General features: G+C 61.8%; 14 protein-coding genes, 1 tRNA gene and 2 pseudogenes. 9 read left to right on the top strand and 8 right to left on the bottom strand.

What is annotated here, in order from left to right; genetic code table 11:
* Nucleotides 1-46: 46 nt before the first annotated feature.
* The 4 genes from leuC (at nt 47) to RXV88_RS20110 (ending at nt 4320) form a co-directional block, all read left to right on the top strand.
* Complete coding sequence (leuC, locus tag RXV88_RS20125; protein WP_316295287.1) at nt 47-1453, top strand: 3-isopropylmalate dehydratase large subunit; 1407 nt, start codon at nt 47-49, stop codon at nt 1451-1453.
* Complete coding sequence (gene leuD, locus RXV88_RS20120) at nt 1453-2058, top strand: 3-isopropylmalate dehydratase small subunit (RefSeq protein ID WP_316295286.1); 606 nt, start codon at nt 1453-1455, stop codon at nt 2056-2058. The genes leuC and leuD overlap by 1 nt, the downstream gene beginning before the upstream one ends.
* A gap of 475 nt (nt 2059-2533) precedes the next feature.
* Entirely contained in the window at nt 2534-3367 is an 834-nt protein-coding gene (locus RXV88_RS20115) for a hypothetical protein (RefSeq protein ID WP_316295285.1), read from the top strand.
* Nucleotides 3368-3504: 137 nt separating this feature from the next.
* Nucleotides 3505-4320 carry an endonuclease/exonuclease/phosphatase family protein gene (locus RXV88_RS20110; protein WP_316295284.1) on the top strand — a complete coding sequence of 272 codons (816 nt, stop codon included), beginning with the start codon at nt 3505-3507 and terminating at the stop codon, nt 4318-4320.
* Here RXV88_RS20110 and RXV88_RS20105 read toward each other — a convergent pair.
* On the bottom strand, nt 4310-5197 hold the full coding sequence (locus RXV88_RS20105) for an NAD-dependent epimerase/dehydratase family protein (protein WP_316295283.1): 888 nt from the start codon (nt 5195-5197) through the stop codon (nt 4310-4312). The genes RXV88_RS20110 and RXV88_RS20105 overlap by 11 nt on opposite strands.
* 94 nt (nt 5198-5291) lie before the next feature.
* On the opposite strand from RXV88_RS20105, the gene RXV88_RS20100 reads away from it, so the two are divergent.
* The 4 genes from RXV88_RS20100 (at nt 5292) to RXV88_RS20085 (ending at nt 8642) form a co-directional block, all read left to right on the top strand.
* Nucleotides 5292-6188 (top strand): LysR family transcriptional regulator, encoded by an 897-nt coding sequence (locus RXV88_RS20100; protein ID WP_316295282.1) that lies wholly within the window; start codon nt 5292-5294, stop codon nt 6186-6188.
* A 56-nt stretch (nt 6189-6244) separates the two neighbouring features.
* A complete protein-coding gene (gene leuB, locus RXV88_RS20095) occupies nt 6245-7351 on the top strand; it encodes a 3-isopropylmalate dehydrogenase (protein ID WP_316295281.1) in 1107 nt (368 codons plus the stop codon).
* A gap of 194 nt (nt 7352-7545) precedes the next feature.
* Nucleotides 7546-8511 (top strand): DMT family transporter, encoded by a 966-nt coding sequence (locus tag RXV88_RS20090; RefSeq protein WP_316295280.1) that lies wholly within the window; start codon nt 7546-7548, stop codon nt 8509-8511.
* A 54-nt stretch (nt 8512-8565) separates the two neighbouring features.
* Nucleotides 8566-8642: transfer RNA gene (locus tag RXV88_RS20085), tRNA-Pro, on the top strand.
* A gap of 569 nt (nt 8643-9211) precedes the next feature.
* On the opposite strand, the gene RXV88_RS20080 is transcribed toward RXV88_RS20085, so the two are convergent.
* Together RXV88_RS20080 and RXV88_RS20075 are read right to left on the bottom strand one after the other, a co-directional pair.
* Nucleotides 9212-9580 (bottom strand): hypothetical protein, encoded by a 369-nt coding sequence (locus tag RXV88_RS20080; protein WP_410468848.1) that lies wholly within the window; start codon nt 9578-9580, stop codon nt 9212-9214.
* Between the two features lie 78 nt (nt 9581-9658).
* On the bottom strand, nt 9659-10918 hold the full coding sequence (locus RXV88_RS20075) for a D-amino acid dehydrogenase (RefSeq protein WP_316295278.1): 1260 nt from the start codon (nt 10916-10918) through the stop codon (nt 9659-9661).
* 625 nt (nt 10919-11543) lie between these two features.
* On the opposite strand from RXV88_RS20075, the gene RXV88_RS20070 reads away from it, so the two are divergent.
* Complete coding sequence (locus RXV88_RS20070) at nt 11544-12917, top strand: calcium-binding protein (protein WP_316295277.1); 1374 nt, start codon at nt 11544-11546, stop codon at nt 12915-12917.
* A gap of 62 nt (nt 12918-12979) precedes the next feature.
* On the opposite strand, the gene RXV88_RS20065 is transcribed toward RXV88_RS20070, so the two are convergent.
* From RXV88_RS20065 to RXV88_RS20045, 5 genes and pseudogenes are all read right to left on the bottom strand, one after another.
* Complete coding sequence (locus RXV88_RS20065) at nt 12980-13411, bottom strand: universal stress protein (protein ID WP_316295276.1); 432 nt, start codon at nt 13409-13411, stop codon at nt 12980-12982.
* A 347-nt stretch (nt 13412-13758) separates the two neighbouring features.
* Nucleotides 13759-14118 carry an enolase C-terminal domain-like protein gene (locus tag RXV88_RS20060; RefSeq protein ID WP_316295275.1) on the bottom strand — a complete coding sequence of 120 codons (360 nt, stop codon included), beginning with the start codon at nt 14116-14118 and terminating at the stop codon, nt 13759-13761.
* Between the two features lie 20 nt (nt 14119-14138).
* Nucleotides 14139-15236: a sn-glycerol-3-phosphate ABC transporter ATP-binding protein UgpC gene (locus RXV88_RS20055; RefSeq protein ID WP_316295274.1), complete on the bottom strand. Its 1098-nt coding sequence runs from the start codon at nt 15234-15236 to the stop codon at nt 14139-14141.
* 4 nt (nt 15237-15240) lie between these two features.
* A pseudogene (locus RXV88_RS20050) lies at nt 15241-15423 on the bottom strand (carbohydrate ABC transporter permease); the annotation flags it as partial.
* A gap of 334 nt (nt 15424-15757) precedes the next feature.
* Nucleotides 15758-15998, bottom strand: a pseudogene (locus RXV88_RS20045) (transposase); the annotation flags it as partial.
* Nucleotides 15999-16186: the final 188 nt, after the last annotated feature.

The raw sequence follows: 16186 nt of genomic DNA, 5'->3' as shown, positions 1-16186 counted from the left end.
CGCTTTGAACACCACACTCCGCTAAGAACCGAAAGGGAGAGGACGCATGTCCCCCAAAACGCTCTACGACAAGATCTGGGATGCCCATGTGGCGCACGAGTCCGAGGACGGCACCTGCCTGCTTTATATCGACCGTCACCTCGTGCACGAGGTGACCAGCCCGCAGGCCTTCGAGGGGCTGCGCATGGCGGGCCGCAAGGTCCACGCGCCCGACAAGACCATCGCCGTGCCCGACCACAACGTGCCGACGACCCCGGGCCGCGAAGACCCCAAGAACATGACCGAGGACAGCGCGATTCAGGTCGCGGCGCTGGACAAGAACGCCAAGGATTTCGGGATCCATTACTATCCTGTGGCGGACATCCGCCAGGGCATCGTGCATATCGTAGGCCCGGAACAGGGCTGGACCCTGCCGGGTATGACCGTGGTCTGCGGCGACAGCCACACCGCCACCCACGGCGCCTTTGGCGCGCTGGCGCACGGCATCGGCACCTCTGAGGTCGAGCATGTGCTGGCCACCCAGACGCTGATCCAAAAGAAATCCAAGAACATGAAGGTCGAAATCACCGGCAAACTGCGCCCGGGCGTGACCGCCAAGGACATCACCCTGTCGGTGATCGGCGAGACCGGCACCGCCGGCGGCACCGGCTATGTCATCGAATATTGCGGCGAGGCGATCCGCGATCTGTCGATGGAAGGCCGCATGACCGTCTGCAACATGGCGATCGAGGGCGGTGCCCGCGCAGGCCTGATCGCGCCGGACGAAACGACCTTTGAATACGTCAAGGGCCGCCCGCACGCGCCGAAGGGCGCACAATGGGAGGCGGCGCTGGCGTGGTGGAAGACGCTCTATTCCGATGACGACGCGCATTGGGACAAGGTCATCACGATCAAGGGCGAGGACATCGCGCCGGTCGTCACCTGGGGCACCTCGCCCGAGGACGTGCTGCCGATCACCGCCAGCGTGCCCGCCCCGACAGATTTCGACGGCGGCAAGGTCGGCGCGGCCAAGCGCGCGCTTGAATACATGGGCCTGACACCCGGCACGCCGCTGAACGAGATCGAGATCGACACGGTCTTCATCGGCTCGTGCACCAACGGCCGGATCGAGGATCTGCGCGCCGCGGCCGAGATTCTGAAAGGCAAGAAGATCAAGGAAGGCCTGCGCGCCATGGTCGTGCCCGGATCGGGCCTCGTCCGGGCCCAGGCCGAGGAAGAAGGGCTGGCGGATATCTTCAAGGAGGCCGGTTTCGAATGGCGGCTCGCGGGCTGCTCCATGTGCCTGGCGATGAACCCCGACCAGCTCGCCCCAGGCGAGCGCTGCGCGGCCACGTCGAACCGCAACTTCGAAGGCCGCCAGGGCCGCGGCGGCCGCACCCACCTGATGAGCCCCGCAATGGCGGCAGCCGCAGCGGTGACAGGCCACCTGACCGACGTACGGGAGATGATGTAATGGACAAGTTCGAAAAACTTACCGGGATCGCGGCGCCTATGCCGCTGGTCAATATCGACACCGACATGATCATCCCCAAGCAGTTCCTGAAGACCATCAAGCGGTCCGGTCTGGGGGTGAACCTCTTTGACGAGATGCGGTACGATTCCGAAGGCAAGGAAATCCCCGATTTCGTGCTGAACAAGCCGCAGTACCGCGAGGCCGAGATCCTCGTCGCCGGCGATAATTTCGGCTGCGGGTCGTCGCGCGAACATGCACCCTGGGCGCTGAAGGATTTCGGGATCAAGGCGGTGATCTCGACCTCTTTCGCCGACATCTTTTACAACAACTGCTTCAAGAACGGCATTCTGCCCATCGTGCTGCCGCGCGAGGCCGTCGACGTGCTGATGAAGGACGCCGAGAAAGGCTCGAACGCCCGCATGATCGTCGATCTGGAGGCGCAGACCGTCACCTCGTCGGACGGTGAGGTCTTTGGCTTCGAGGTTGACAGCTTCAAGAAGCATTGCCTGCTCGAGGGGCTCGACGACATCGGCCTGACCCTGGAAAAGGCCGCCGCGATCCAGGCGTTCGAGGCAAATCTCGCGCAATCGCGCCCCTGGGTCTGACACCTCTGAAAATCGCAGGCAAAGCCCGGCCGATGCGCGGCCGGGCTTTTTTCATGCGCAGAAAACCGCCGGCGCAGCGGGCATCTTGGTCGAAAATCCGCCCAGGATTGGGTGTTTTTCAGGAGCCCCACAGGCCCGACTCGCCCCAAGGCAGCGTGAAACCCGGATTCACGAGAGATTAATGAAAACCGCCTACAACCATGGCGGGATATGGGGCAGCGCAGCGCGACGCACAATATATTGTTCTGCGACAAGGTCTTGCCGCAATCTGGTTGCGGTTATGATGCATTCCCGCACCAGGTTTTCCCTGTTTTCGCCCCATTGATTGCCGATAGTGCCCCTCGGTCTTGAGGCCTTTTGGGAAAGAGGGCAAAAATTTGGCACAAATGAGGCAGTCCGCCACAATTGGCGACACGCGTTGGGAACAAGGGAACGGCTGTGCATCGTTCCCGTCCTTGGCGAAAGGGCAGTTTACGTGATCAAGCGCATGATCAGTGCGGGCGCGCGCGCGCTCCTCGTGGCATTGCTTATTGCAATGCCGGCGCTGGTCCTGCCCGGTGTCTCGCCGGACACCACCCAGATCGTCGCGCTTTTGTCGCTGCTCGGCGCGCTGCTGACCTTTGTCGAATATGTCAGCGATTATCCCAGCCTGATCGAATTCCGGAACGCCCCGCCGTTCAACCGGATGCGGTTTCTGGCGCTGTTCGCCACGGTAATCCTGCTGACCCTGATCGCGCGGGGCGAGACGCATCCCACCTTGCTGACCGCCGCGATCACCGGGCTGGGCGCGATGATCGGGCAGGCGATGGATTTCCCGTTCTCGCCGGTGCGGCTGATGGTGCTGATGCTGCCGGAAAAAACCCCGGCCGCAGAGCTGGACATCCTTCGGACCTATGCCGGGATGGCCTATCTGATCTCGCTGATGGCGATCATTCTGTTCGTGGCCTGCGTGCGCGTTCTGAACTGGCCGATCCGCAAGGCGGCGTTCAATTTCTGGGTCAACCTGCCGCTTTTCGACCCGACCGCAGGTGGCGACGTGCTGACCCGGCTCAAGCGCGACAGCCATATTAACGTCGCATTAGGGTTTTTGCTGCCATTCCTGATCCCGGCCGTGCTCAAGGCGGCCACCGCGTGGATCGGCCCGATCGGCCTGACGGATCCGCACACCTTGATCTGGACGATGAGCGCATGGGCCTTCTTGCCGGCAAGCCTGATCATGCGGGGGGTCGCGCTGATGCGGATCGCCGACCTGATCGAGGAAAAGCGCCGCCGCGCCTATGCGCAAGCCTCGGAATTGCAGGCTGCCTGAGCCTTCTTCTGTGGATCGGAACCGCTGCCGCCGAACCGCTGCGGCTCGCCACCTGGCATGGCGGCTTTCACCGCAAGGGGCCGGGTCTGCTGCTGCGCGACCTGCTTGATGGCCGGGACGAAGGGGTCGCGAATGCCGTGGCGCAAATCGCCGGGCTGGCGCCGGACGTGCTGCTGCTGACCTCTTTCGACCACGATCACGATCTGGTGGCACTGCGCGCGCTGGGCAAGGCGCTGGCCGGGGCCGGGCATCCCTTCCCGCATCTCTATGCCGCGCTGCCCAACAGCGGGATGGCGACGGGGCTGGATCTGGACGGCGACGGGCGGCTGGGCGGGCCGCGTGACGCGCAGGGGTATGGGGGCTTTGCCGGTGCGGGCGGGCTGGCGCTGCTGTCGCGGCTTGAGCTGCGCGAGGTGCAGGATTTCAGCGCGCTGCTCTGGCGCGACTTGCCCGACACCGCGATGCGCCCGGACGATCCGGGCGCCGATGTGCAGCGGCTCAGCTCGACGGGGCATTGGCTGATTACGCTAAACACCGACACAGGCCCGCTGAGGCTGGGCGCCTTTGCCGCGACGCCGCCGGTCTTCGACGGGCCGGAGGACCGCAACGGGCGGCGCAACCGCGACGAGGTGCTGTTCTGGCGCCACCTGCTGGACGGCGCGTTTCAGACCCCCGCCCCCACCGATCGCTTCGTGCTGATGGGCAATGCCAACCTCGACCCCGACACCGGGGACGGGCGGCGCGAGGCCATCGCCCGGCTGTTGAACCACCCCCGCATCGCCGATCCCCTGCCCGGTTTGCCGACCGTCGCGTGGGAGGGGCCGGGCGAGATGCGCGTCAGCTATGTTCTGCCGACCCGCGATCTGACGGTGCTCGACGGCGGCGTTCTGCCCGCCGCCGAGGGAATGGGGCCGCACCGGATGGTCTGGGTCGACGTCGATCTCAGGCCCTAAGCGCCTGCGCCGTGGCCGGCGCGCGCAGATGGGCGGTGGCCTGGTGCAAGACCTCTCGCGGGTCGGTCGGGCGGAAATCGGGCAGCAGGGCGGTGAGCGGCTTTTCGTCCAGGCGATGCGGTTTCGACCACAGGTAGCCCATTTCGATCAGGTGGCGGGCCATCTTCCAGAACGGGCTGGTGAGGTAAAGCGGCGTCCAGGACATCCGTTGCACCCGCACCGGCCCCTCGGCCGGCACAAGCGCCGCCATCTCGGTCAGGCTGAGCGTATGGCCCGGAAAGGGGATGTCGGCGAAGCGTGGCAGCTCGGCCCGCTTGTCGCAGAGTGCGACGGCGGCGCGGGCCATGTCGGGCAGGTAGGCCCAGGCGTGCGGCACGTCGGGGTCGCCCGGCGCGGTCAGCACGCCGCGCGGCATGCTTTTGGCGATGACCTTGTCGAACCAGTTGCCCGAGGGCGCATTGTCCAGAAAATCCCCGCCGCGCAGCAGGATCGTCGGGACGCCGGAGGCGCGGTAGGCGGCCTCCATCTCGATCCGCAGACGCCCCAGCGGGTTGGTCGCGCGGTGCGGCGTGTCGGCGGTCAGGCAGTCGGGCGCCTTTGGCCCGTAGACGTAGACGTTCCCGGGCAGCAACAGCGTCGCGCCGCTGGCCCGCGCCGCGGCGATCACCTGGGCGGTGAGGCCCGGCAGCTGGTCGGCCCAGTCGGTGTAGGGCGGGTTCCAGGCATTCGCGATCACGTCCACACCCTGCGCCGCCTCGTCCAGCCGGTCGCTGGCCCGGTCGAAGAGACGCACGGTCCAGCCGGCGTTCCAGAAAGCCTCGGCCACATGGCGGCCGAAACGGCCGTTGGCGCCCAGAACGAGTACGGTGCGTGTCATGGCAATGTCCTTTCGCTGACGATTGGACCCAGGTTGATCTATTCGCCTGCATTCAGGAATTGCCGGAATTTGCAGATCGTGTATTCATAAATGAATGGCAAGCGCGCTTTCTTCCCTTGACTGGACCCTGGTGCAAAGCTTTCTCGCGGTGGCCGACAGCGGGTCCCTGTCCGAGGCGGCGCGGCAGCTGGGCACCAGCCAATCCACCGTCGGGCGGCATATCCGCCAGATCGAGGACGCGCTCGAGGCGACGCTGTTTCATCGCCAGCCGAGGGGGCTGGGCCTGACCGAGGTTGGGCGCGCGCTGCTGCCCCATGCCCGCGCCATGGCCGAGGGCGCCCATGCACTGCGGCTGGCGGCGGCGGGCAAATCGGACCGGCTGGCCGGGCCGGTGCGGATCACGGCGAGCGTCTTTGCCGCCCACCACCACCTGCCTCCGATCCTGGCCGAGCTGCGCCGGGACGAGCCCGAGATCAGCATCGACCTGGTGCCCTCGGATCAGTCCGAGAACCTGCTCTATCGCGAGGCGGATATCGCCGTGCGCATGTACCGGACCGAGCAGCTGGACATTGTCACGCGGCACATCTGCGATCTGGGTATCGGTCTTTACGCCGCGCGTGCTTATCTGGACCGGGTCGGGCGGCCCCGTGGGCTGGATCAGGTCCTGAAGCTCGATCTGGTCGGCTTTGACCGCGACGACGAAATTCTGCGCGGGATGCGCGAGTTGGGGATCGCGGCGCAGCGCGACTGGTTCGCCACGCGCTGCGATCACAACACGGTCTACTGGGAGCTGGTGCAGGCGGGCTGCGGCGCGGGTTTTGTCGTCAGCACGGTGGCGGACAAATGCCCCGGGGTCGAGCGGATCGAGGTGGATTTCCCGCTGCCCAAGCTGTCGGTCTGGCTGGCCACGCATGAGGCGATGCGCAGCACACCGCGTATCCGCCGTGTCTGGGATGCGCTGGCGGAGGGGCTGATCGCGCAGGTTTCTTGACCATTCCGGGCAGGCGTACTAGGCGAACGTAACGCTTTTCCAAAGGACAGTGACCCATGACCAACCCCTCGCTTCTCATTCTGCCCGGTGACGGGATCGGCCCCGAAGTCATGGCCCAGGTGCGCCGTGTGATCGACTGGTTCGCCGACAAGCGCGGCCTGACCTTCGACGTGAGCGAGGATCTGGTGGGCGGGGCGGCCTATGACGCGCTCGGCACGCCGCTGACCGACGCCACGATGGCCAAGGCGCAAGAGGTGGACGCAGTTCTGCTGGGTGCCGTGGGCGGCCCGAAATACGACAACCTGGATTTCAGCGTGAAGCCCGAGCGCAGCCTGCTGCGCCTGCGCAAGGAGATGGACCTTTACGCCAACCTGCGCCCGGCGCAGTGTTTCGACGCGCTGGCGGATTTCTCGTCGCTGAAAAAGGACGTGGTCGCGGGGCTCGACATCATGATCGTGCGCGAGCTGACCTCGGGCATCTATTTCGGCGAGCCGCGCGGGATCATCAAGGAAGGCAACGAGCGGGTGGGCATCAACACCCAGCGCTACACCGAGAGCGAGATCGAGCGCGTGGCGCGGTCGGCCTTTGAGCTGGCGCGCAAGCGGTCGAACAAGGTCTGCTCGATGGAGAAGGCCAATGTGATGGAATCAGGCGTTCTGTGGCGCGAGGTGGTGCAGCGGGTCCACGATGCGGAATATCCCGATGTCGAGCTGAGCCACATGTACGCCGACGCCGGCGCCATGCAGCTGACCCGCTGGCCCAAGCAGTTCGACGTGATCGTGACCGACAACCTCTTTGGCGACCTGCTGTCGGATCTGGCGGCGATGCTGACCGGTTCGCTGGGCATGCTGCCCTCGGCCAGCCTCGGCGCGCCGATGGCCAACGGGCGGCCCAAGGCGCTTTACGAGCCGGTGCACGGGTCGGCCCCGGACATCGCCGGTCAGGGCAAGGCCAACCCCATCGCCTGCGTCCTGAGCTTTGCCATGGCGCTGCGCTATAGCTTCGACAAGGGCGACGAGGCGACCCGGCTGGAGCAGGCGATCGAGACGGTTCTGGCGCAGGGCTACCGCACCGCCGATCTGCTGGGCGAGGAAGGCCGCGCGCCGGTGTCGACCAGCGAGATGGGCGACGCGATTCTGGCCGCGCTGGACGCCAGCCTGTAAGCAACCCGCTTTGCCTTTGCGGCGCGTGCGCCCCCGCCCCGGCGGGGGCGTTTTCATGTCGGCGCGGTGCGCATGAATGCGCACCCTACGGGGTTGCGCATAGCAGCCATACCGAGATGACAGGGAGGCATGGCTTGCGCTGTCCGCGGATGCGGGTGTAGCTGGCGTTACCGCAATCAGTCAGGCGATCCGTGATGGGTTCCAACGCAAAAGGCGCTTTGCTGGCGCTGCTGTCCTTTGGCATTTTCGCCACCCATGACGTGATCGTCAAAACGCTGGGAGCGCATTACAGCCCGTTCCAGATCGTCTTCTTCAGCGTGCTCTTCGGCTTTCCGATGGTCACGCTTCTGCTGATCCGCGACCCGGAGCCCGGGCACCTGCGCCCGGTGCATCCCTGGTGGACCGCGCTGCGGACGCTGGCGGGAGTGGTCACCGGGGCATCGGCGTTTTACGCCTTTTCGACCCTGCCGCTGGCGCAGACCTATGCGATCCTGTTCGCCGCACCGCTGATCATCACCATCCTGTCGATCCCGATCCTGGGCGAAACCGTGCGCCTGCGCCGATGGCTGGCGGTGATCGTGGGACTTTGCGGCGTGATCGTAGTGCTGCGCCCCGGCGTGACCGAGTTTCAGCTGGGGCATCTGGCGGCGCTGGTGGCGGCGGTCGGGTCAGCGCTGGCATCGATCATCGTGCGCAAGATCGGGCGGGACGAGCGCAGCGTGGTGCTGCTGCTTTACCCGATGCTGGCCAATTTCGCGATCATGGCCTGCCTGCTGCCGCTGGTCTACAAGCCCATGCCGCTGGGCCACCTGGCCGGGGTCGCCGCGATGTCGATAATGGCGTTTTCGGCCTCGGCCATCATTGTCGCGGCCTACAAGGCCGGCGAGGCGGTGATCGTCGCGCCGATGCAATATTCGCAGATCCTGTGGGCCACGCTTTACGGCGTCTGGTTCTTCGACGAGGTGCCCGACGGCATGACCGCCATCGGGGCGGGGATCATCATCGCCAGCGGCGTCTATATCGTGCTCCGCGAGGGCCGGCCGAACGCCTCTACGCACACCCCGGTGCTGCAGAACAAGAGCCGTCTGGAAACCGGGGTCACCCCGCGGATCAGCTCTTGGCTGCGGCTGACACGTCGCGACGGCGAAGCGGAGTCCTGAGTGGAATGAGTGCTTGCCAAAGACCCTGACCTGGGCTATCCCGCGCGCCACGGTCGGAGTGTAGCTCAGCCTGGTAGAGCACTGTCTTCGGGAGGCAGGGGCCGGAGGTTCGAATCCTCTCACTCCGACCAATAAAATCAAAAACTTACAACCCACCCCCACTCACCGTTGTCTCGTTTTTGTCTCGTTTTTGTCTCGCAAACGAGCGACTCAAGCTGCCTAGTTTAATTGGCGTGTTAACGTTGCCCAGGGACGAAAGACTGCCTGCTTAGGGCGCTGGCGGATGAGGGTTGGGTCAAGATCCGAAATTTCCGCGCCTCCGACAACAAGCTGCGTTACGCCTACATCCTGACGCCGCGTGGTCCAAAGACCAAGGCGCGGATGACAAGCGATTTATTGAGGGGCATGACCGGGCCCCAAGGCCTTGTTCTCGGTCATCGCTCTCGCCGCAACCGTCATCTATTGGTTATGAGATGCCGTAACGGGGCCTGCGACTCCCGCCGCCCGTTGCCGCTTGCCAGCTGACGCGCGAGCTGTCGCCGTTCCCGTATCGCCCCTGGAAGGAGGATAATCGCCCCCTGCCCCGCCTCAAACCAAGTTCCTTTGACACTTTCACGTCAGATGATCCGTCACGATTTCGTCCGGGACTTAAGTCGGCAGTAGAGAAGGAAGATTGGTGGTTCCAGACCCTTTTTTGGGCTCAACCCGCGCTGTCGGGGTCATATAACTCCGACGTCTTCTGCCGGGCGACAAGCCACCAGCCCGACTGTTTCGGCCAACTGGCAAAATCAGTATCGTACCCCAACTCGCGGGCGGCATGAAGCGCCCACATCGGATCCACAAGCGCCTCGCGGGCGATCGCGATGAGGTCGGCCTGCCCGCGCTTGAGGATCTTCTCCGTCTGGACTGGATGCGTGATGAGTCCGACAGCCATCGTCTTGATGGCAGTCTCCTTCCTGACCCTTTCCGCGTAGGGAACCTGGAAACCGGGTTGGCGCTTGCTGTTGCCACTGGCCGTTGCCGCCCCCGAGATGCCGCTCGACGAGCAATCCATGACGTCGACGCCGATTTCCTACTAATAGGCACACCTCACCCCCGTGCGAGGCATATGGTTGTGGGCGATCTATGCGGACCAGTAAATCCGGCATCATTTGCCGAAGCGCGCCGCGGTAAGCCCTTCGAAATCAATCTCCGGCTTCCGCCCGAGAACGAGGTCAGCGACGGCCTTTCCGGAGCCAGCGGACATCGTCCAGCCAAGAGTGCCATGCCCGGTATTGAGAAAAAGGTTTGCAAGATGGGTGGGGCCCAGCACTGGCGTTCCGTCTGGCGTCATCGGCCGCAACCCTGTCCAGCCCTCTGCTTTTGCCAGGTCCCCGCCGCCGGGGAACAGGTCATTGACCACATAACGGACCGTATCTGTTGCATGCGGGCCGAGACGGTTGGAATAGCCCGCAATCTCGGCCTGCCCGGCCACGCGTATCCTGTCTCCAAGCCTTGTGATCGCCACTTTATGCGTTTCGTCCATGATCGTGGACCGGGGCGCGGCATCTTCGTTCGCGATGGGGATCGTCACTGAATACCCTTTGACCGGATAGATCGGCAGCCGAATTCCGATCGGTGTCAGAACGCGGGGTGCAAAACTACCCATCGCGCAAACGTAGGCGTCCGCCGTGATGCGGCCCGCCGGCTCGCAATCAATACCAGTGACACGGTCGCCATCGACATTGATCCGGCGGATTGTCTGTCCGTAGAGAAATTCAACGCCAGCTCCGGCGCATTTTTCCGCGAGCGCCAACGTGAACATCCGGCAATCCCCGGTCCGATCCGCAGTCAGCCTGAGACCTCCGACGAACTTGTCCTTGACCTGCGCCAGAGCCGGTTCTGCCGCGATGCACCCTTCCTGGTCGAGCACCTCGAAGGGCGAGTCGTATGCAGCAAGAATGTCCTGATCCGCCTTGGACGCCTTTAGCTGTTTTTCAGTGCGGAAGAGTTGCAGGGTCCCCTGGGCGCGGCCGTCGTATTCGATCCCGGTCTCGGCAATGAGATCAGGAAAGCAGTCGCGGGAATAGCTCGATATCCGAACCATCCTGGACTTGTTTGTCTGGTAACTCTCTTCGTTGCAGTTTCGCAGCATCTGAAGACCCCAGAGCCACATGGTCGGACTGATCAGCGGCCAGATGAAGAGTGGGCGGCGCTTCATGAACAGCCATTTCAGCGCTTTCATGGGGATGCCCGGAGCCGCCCACGGCGAGGTCATTCCGTAGGACAACTCGCCGGCGTTGGCATAGCTCGTCTCAAGGCCCGGCCCCGGCTGACGGTCAACTACGGTGACCTCTGCACCTTGCTGAACGAGGTACCAGGCCGTAGTCACCCCCACCACGCCGGCGCCCATTACGACGATCTTCATCCGTTACCTCCCCGAAATTCCTCTGGTGCCGCGCTTCCCTCCGAGAGGTGGCACCCCCATCAATCAGTTGCTGGCCTACCCGCGTCAAGGTCGGGCGGACTTGCGCGCGTAGGCATGCTCGCTGACAAGCTGTAGCTCCTGGCCGCGCGAAGTCGCTGAACTCAGGCGGGCAAGAGTTGCACATTGTGCGCGTCTAATGGCAGTAGCCGCGCGCCAGCCCGCTGATATCTGAGGCGGTGCACCTAGGCGCGCTCCCAACCGATCGCGGCTATTGGCCAGGCCCACCTCGCCCATGCGTGGCTTGCGTTCACATAGACCGTTGCAGGGACACCTGCCGACAGTTCGGCCAAGTGATTATGATGAAACGGTTCAGGTAGGTGGCCCGCGCGGCTCTTTGATCAGGCGGAGAAAATTCCAAAGGCACACATCGCCTTTCTGACTGCTAACACCGCCCTTGGCATACCTACCACAGAGCCCGCAGAGGAAGCTGCCCCCAGGAAGGGGAACTCCGCGGAGGGCACGATTTGTTCGACCTCGTCAGACGTGAGCCGCATCGATCTGTTGAGGCGACCGCTGATCCGTGTCAAAGTTTATGCATAAACCTCAAGGGCTAAGGGATACTCGCATGGCCACAGCGTCCGCATCAACGTCAGATTTTCCGATCATAATTAGTGATCTGGATCTCAATTTCCATTTTGAAAATTATTTGAGTTTTGAGTTTTTCGACAACACCTTTAGCGAGGATAATTTTGGCGAAATTCATGAAGATTTTCTAGTTTTTTATTCATTCGATGGAACTGATTATTACGCTCTTTACTTTTGGGGGGAGGGTATTGAGGTTGATGGAGCTGGAAGCATAACTGGGGGGATCGTATCGGCCCTGGGCGAGTCATTGTATCTGGGCGAATCGGTCGACGATGGTGTTGAAGAAAATGTCCTGTATTCAATTGGTGAAGTCAGCCTTTCAGCCGTGGCCATCTACGAAGCTTCGCTGACAGACAGTTCGGAAGACGAGCTGGCTCTTTTGGAGCAAGCCTTTTCCGGCGCGGATACTGTTGTTTTAAGTGATTATTCGGATTCATTTTCTGCGTTCGATGGAAATGACACGCTGCGGGGTGAGGGTGGTGACGATACGTTGTTGGGAGGCTCGGGTGATGACTCGATCATCGGGGGAGACGGTAACGACGTTTTGGACGGCGGTACGGAGAATGACAGTATCTTTGGGATTGACGGCGATGACACGCTGAGCGGTGCGGCTGGCGATGACAACATCGGCGCAGGGGCAGGCAATGACGAGGTCATTGGCGGTGGCGGAAACGACCTGATGGGCGGAGGCCCTGGTAATGATTTTATGGAAGGCGGCACCGGCAACGACTTCATGGGTGGCGGCCAGGACGACGACACGGTCGATGGCGGCGACGGCAACGACGTGGTCAACGGCGGGCCAGGTAACGACTCTATGATCGGTGGCGAAGGGTCGGACACGATGGGCGGGTCGTTCGGGGCTGATAGGATCGAGGGCGGCGATGGAAACGACGACCTGGGCGGCGGCTCAGGCCAGGATGTGATCTCGGCCGGTGCGGGCGATGACAGCGTTGGCGGCGGCGAAGCCAATGATGTGATATTCGGAGATGGAGGCAATGACTTCCTCGCTGGCGGCGGTCGAGACGACGACGTCGACGGCGGAACCGGTAACGACACCATCAACGGCGGCGACGGTGACGATACCATGACCGGCGGCGATGGGGCCGATGTCTTCGTGTGGAACGTCTTCAAGGCTGGCGATGCGGACGTGATCACCGATTTCGAGGACGGTGTCGACAGCTTCCGCATGGTGGCTGTCGAAAACGCACCAGGCTCGGGGCTCGCTGGCAAGGTTGCCGCGCTCAACATCACCGACACCGCTGCGGGGGCGCTGATCGACTATCAGGGCCACACGGTGCTGATCGAGGGTGTGGCGGCAGCTGATCTCACCGTGGACGATTTCACCTTCCTCTGACTTGTCTATGTCAGTTTCCCTGCGGTCATTGCTGCAGGGAAACTGACAAGCCCGAATTGGACTTAACGCAGCACGAGAACGGGTGTCTTGCTCAGTGCGATGACCTCGGCAGTCTGACTCCCCAGAAGCATTTTCCGCACTCCGCGGCGCCCGTGTGACGCCATAACGATGAGATTACAATCCTCAAGAACCGCTGTGTCCATGATCCCCTCAGCAGGCTTCTTGTCGTTGACGTGGCGTGTTTCGCAGGCAACGCCAATCGATGCCGATTGTGCTGCCGCTTCTTCCAGAATGGCCTGAGCTGCGCTCCTGGCGGTTTCTTCGTAGGCCTCCACCGCATCACGTTTCCCACTTTCGATATCGCTTGCCATCTCGAACGCGGACCACGCTTCCGTCACAGTCACCACAACAACGGTCGCGTTAACGGATTTCGCAAGTTGGAGACCGTGTTCCACTGCTTTGCCGGCCAGTTCAGAACCATCTGTGGCTATCAAAATTCGGCTTTACATTTTGTTACTCCAGAAGCTGATCTATGGATAATATCTTAGCTCTCCACGCATTCGCGCAGCTTCGCAGGGCTACGAGCGCTTAAGTGTGAATTTGGTCAAGACAAAGGGCTCCGGCAATAGTGCGAAAGCCTTCATGCCATGATTGACCTAAGAACAGATGCTTTCGAACCACGACTGACCTGACTGCAAGTACTTCTTAGCCAGGTGAGCCGATGAGTGTAGGACCAAGCCATTTGTATTCGAGCCACATGCCCATCGTTTGGCTTGTACTTAACCAACTCATCCTTAACGGTTGACACTATTTTTGCAGGTTCGGCGAGCTCCGCGTTCGATCACTCGATTGTGGTGCTAAGGCCTGCCAAAGCCCGAGCGGTGATGGCATCCCAGTCCCAAGCGATGCCAAGTCCGGGGGCCGAGGGAGCCATCGCAAAACCATCGTGGATGTTGAGGCGAGAGGTGGTGATGTCGTCCAGCTGCGGGATGTATTCCAGCATCGGGGCATTGGGCACCGCGCAGGTCAGGCTGACATGGAGTTCCATTAGGAAATGCGGGCAGATCGCAACGTTGAAAGCCTCGGCCATGTGCGCGATCTTGAGCCAGGGAGTGATGCCGCCCACGCGGGCCACGTCGGCCTGAACGATCGTGCATCCGCCCATTGCCAGATAATCCTTAAATTGGCTGGCTGAATACACAGAGTGCGTAAAGGGTGCAGCTAGTTTAACCGCATCTCGGTTTCCGGGTGAAAGAACAAGACCTTCTCGAGGTCGAATGCGAAATCCATTTCCATACCCTCTTCCACATGTGTGCCTGTGTGGAAGCGCCCGAAGACATCGACTCCACCAAGCTTCGTGAGAACATAGGTGTCGGAGCCGGACAGCTCGATGAAATCAATTCGGCAGGTGCCCGTCTGGACGAAGGGTCCTGATCGCAGATTGGCCTCGGCGATATCCTCGGGGCGCAGTCCGACAACGACTTCGGATGGCAGATCAATCTGCCTTGGATCCTTCAACACAAGCGGTGCCCCCCCGAATCGCGAAACTTCAAGTCTCGTATGTCCATCGACCCTTGTTGCGCGAGCTGGGAAGAGGTTCATCGAGGGCGATCCTATGAAATCAGCCACGAACATGTTCACGGGCCGATCGTAGATTTCCTTGGGGTTGCCAATCTGATGTACCACCCCAGCCTTCATCACGGCGATTTTCGAGGCAAGTGTCATGGCCTCGATCTGATCGTGAGTCACATACACTATCGTCGCGGAAAGTCTCTGATGAAGCCTGCGGATCTCCGCACGCATCTCGACACGAAGTTTGGCATCCAGATTCGACAAGGGCTCGTCGAAAAGAAAAAGCTTGGGTTCGCGCACCAGCGCCCGGCCCATTGCCACCCGTTGTCGCTGTCCGCCCGATAACTGCTTTGGCCGCCGGTCAAGCAGTCGCTCGATCTTCAGAAGACGCGCGACCTCCGCCAGCTTTTTCTCGCGGGTCTCCCGGTCGATCCCGCGCACCCTCATCCCGAAGGTGATATTCTTTGCCACGCTCATCGTAGGGTACAGCGCGTAGGACTGGAATACCATTGCGATGTCGCGGTCCCTCGGCGGCACGTCGGTCATGTCCTCGCCGGCGATCTCGATCGAGCCGCGTGTGATGGGCTCGAGGCCGGCGATGCAATTGAGAAGCGTTGACTTGCCGCACCCTGAGGGGCCGACGAGCACGACGAAATCCCCGGGATCGATCGCGACATTGATGTCTTTCAATACGTCAACGGAGCCGAAGCTCTTGTAAAGGTTTCGAATCTCAAGGATTGGCGCCATTCGGTTATCCCTTGACCGCTCCCGCAGTAAGCCCGCGGATGAAGTATTTTCCGGCCACGACATAGACGAGCAAGGGCGGAAGAGCGGCGATTATCGCGGCGGCCATGTCGACGTTATATTCCTTCACCCCCGTGCTGGCATTGACGATGTTGTTGAGGGCGATCGTGATCGGTTGAACGGATAGCTGATCTTCCAAGCATCGCAGTCCCCCCAAAACACAACCTGCTCAGACGGGTAGAAATGAATCAATCACAGTCGACAGGGCAATTGTTTGACCTTTGTCAATCAACGCGAGATGGAAAGAGTCTGGGCTCGCAGCATGCATCTGTGTGCACGAATCTTCACCAAGGTCTTCGAGGTCATCGGTGCAATCTGTGATCTCTACGACCCAACAGAGTGCCGGAACTACTTCAAGTCTGCCGGATATGTCTCAGTTTAATCCAATTCACCCAGGAAACGCTCAATGGTTTTGTCGATCTCACCGAGCTTCTGGCGGAGCTTGCCACGCGTGTAATTCTTGGCCTTCGCGTTCACCGCCTTGAACCGGCAGCCATCAATGGCCACCAAATTCCCGTCCAACAGATTGATGTCGCGGCAGAGCGCGACGAACTGCTGACACACCTTACGGATCGCAGGCCCATTGTCCTTCCGGAAGTCGGCAGTTGTCTTGAAGTCCGGCTTCAATCGCCCCGTCAGCCAGATGAGTTCCAGGTTGCGACCGCATTCGCGCTCCAGACGCCTTGATGACTGGATCTGGTTCAACCGGTTTTCATCGGCTGGTAGGACGGTCAAGCGCCCGTTCTCCTTTGGGCGTGCGACTGCTGGGGGCTTGGGGTTGCCCCCGGCGCCTAATCTTCTCGATCTTGCTAGTTGGCGGAGTCAGTAGCTCCGAACCATGGACGATTTTTTTTCGCCAGACTTTTAAGGCGGCCTTCAAGTTCATCGGCTCT

Source organism: Aestuariicoccus sp. MJ-SS9 (assembly GCF_032586235.1).
Lineage (GTDB): Bacteria > Pseudomonadota > Alphaproteobacteria > Rhodobacterales > Rhodobacteraceae > Aestuariicoccus.
This window is presented reverse-complemented; position numbering and strand designations above follow the sequence as displayed.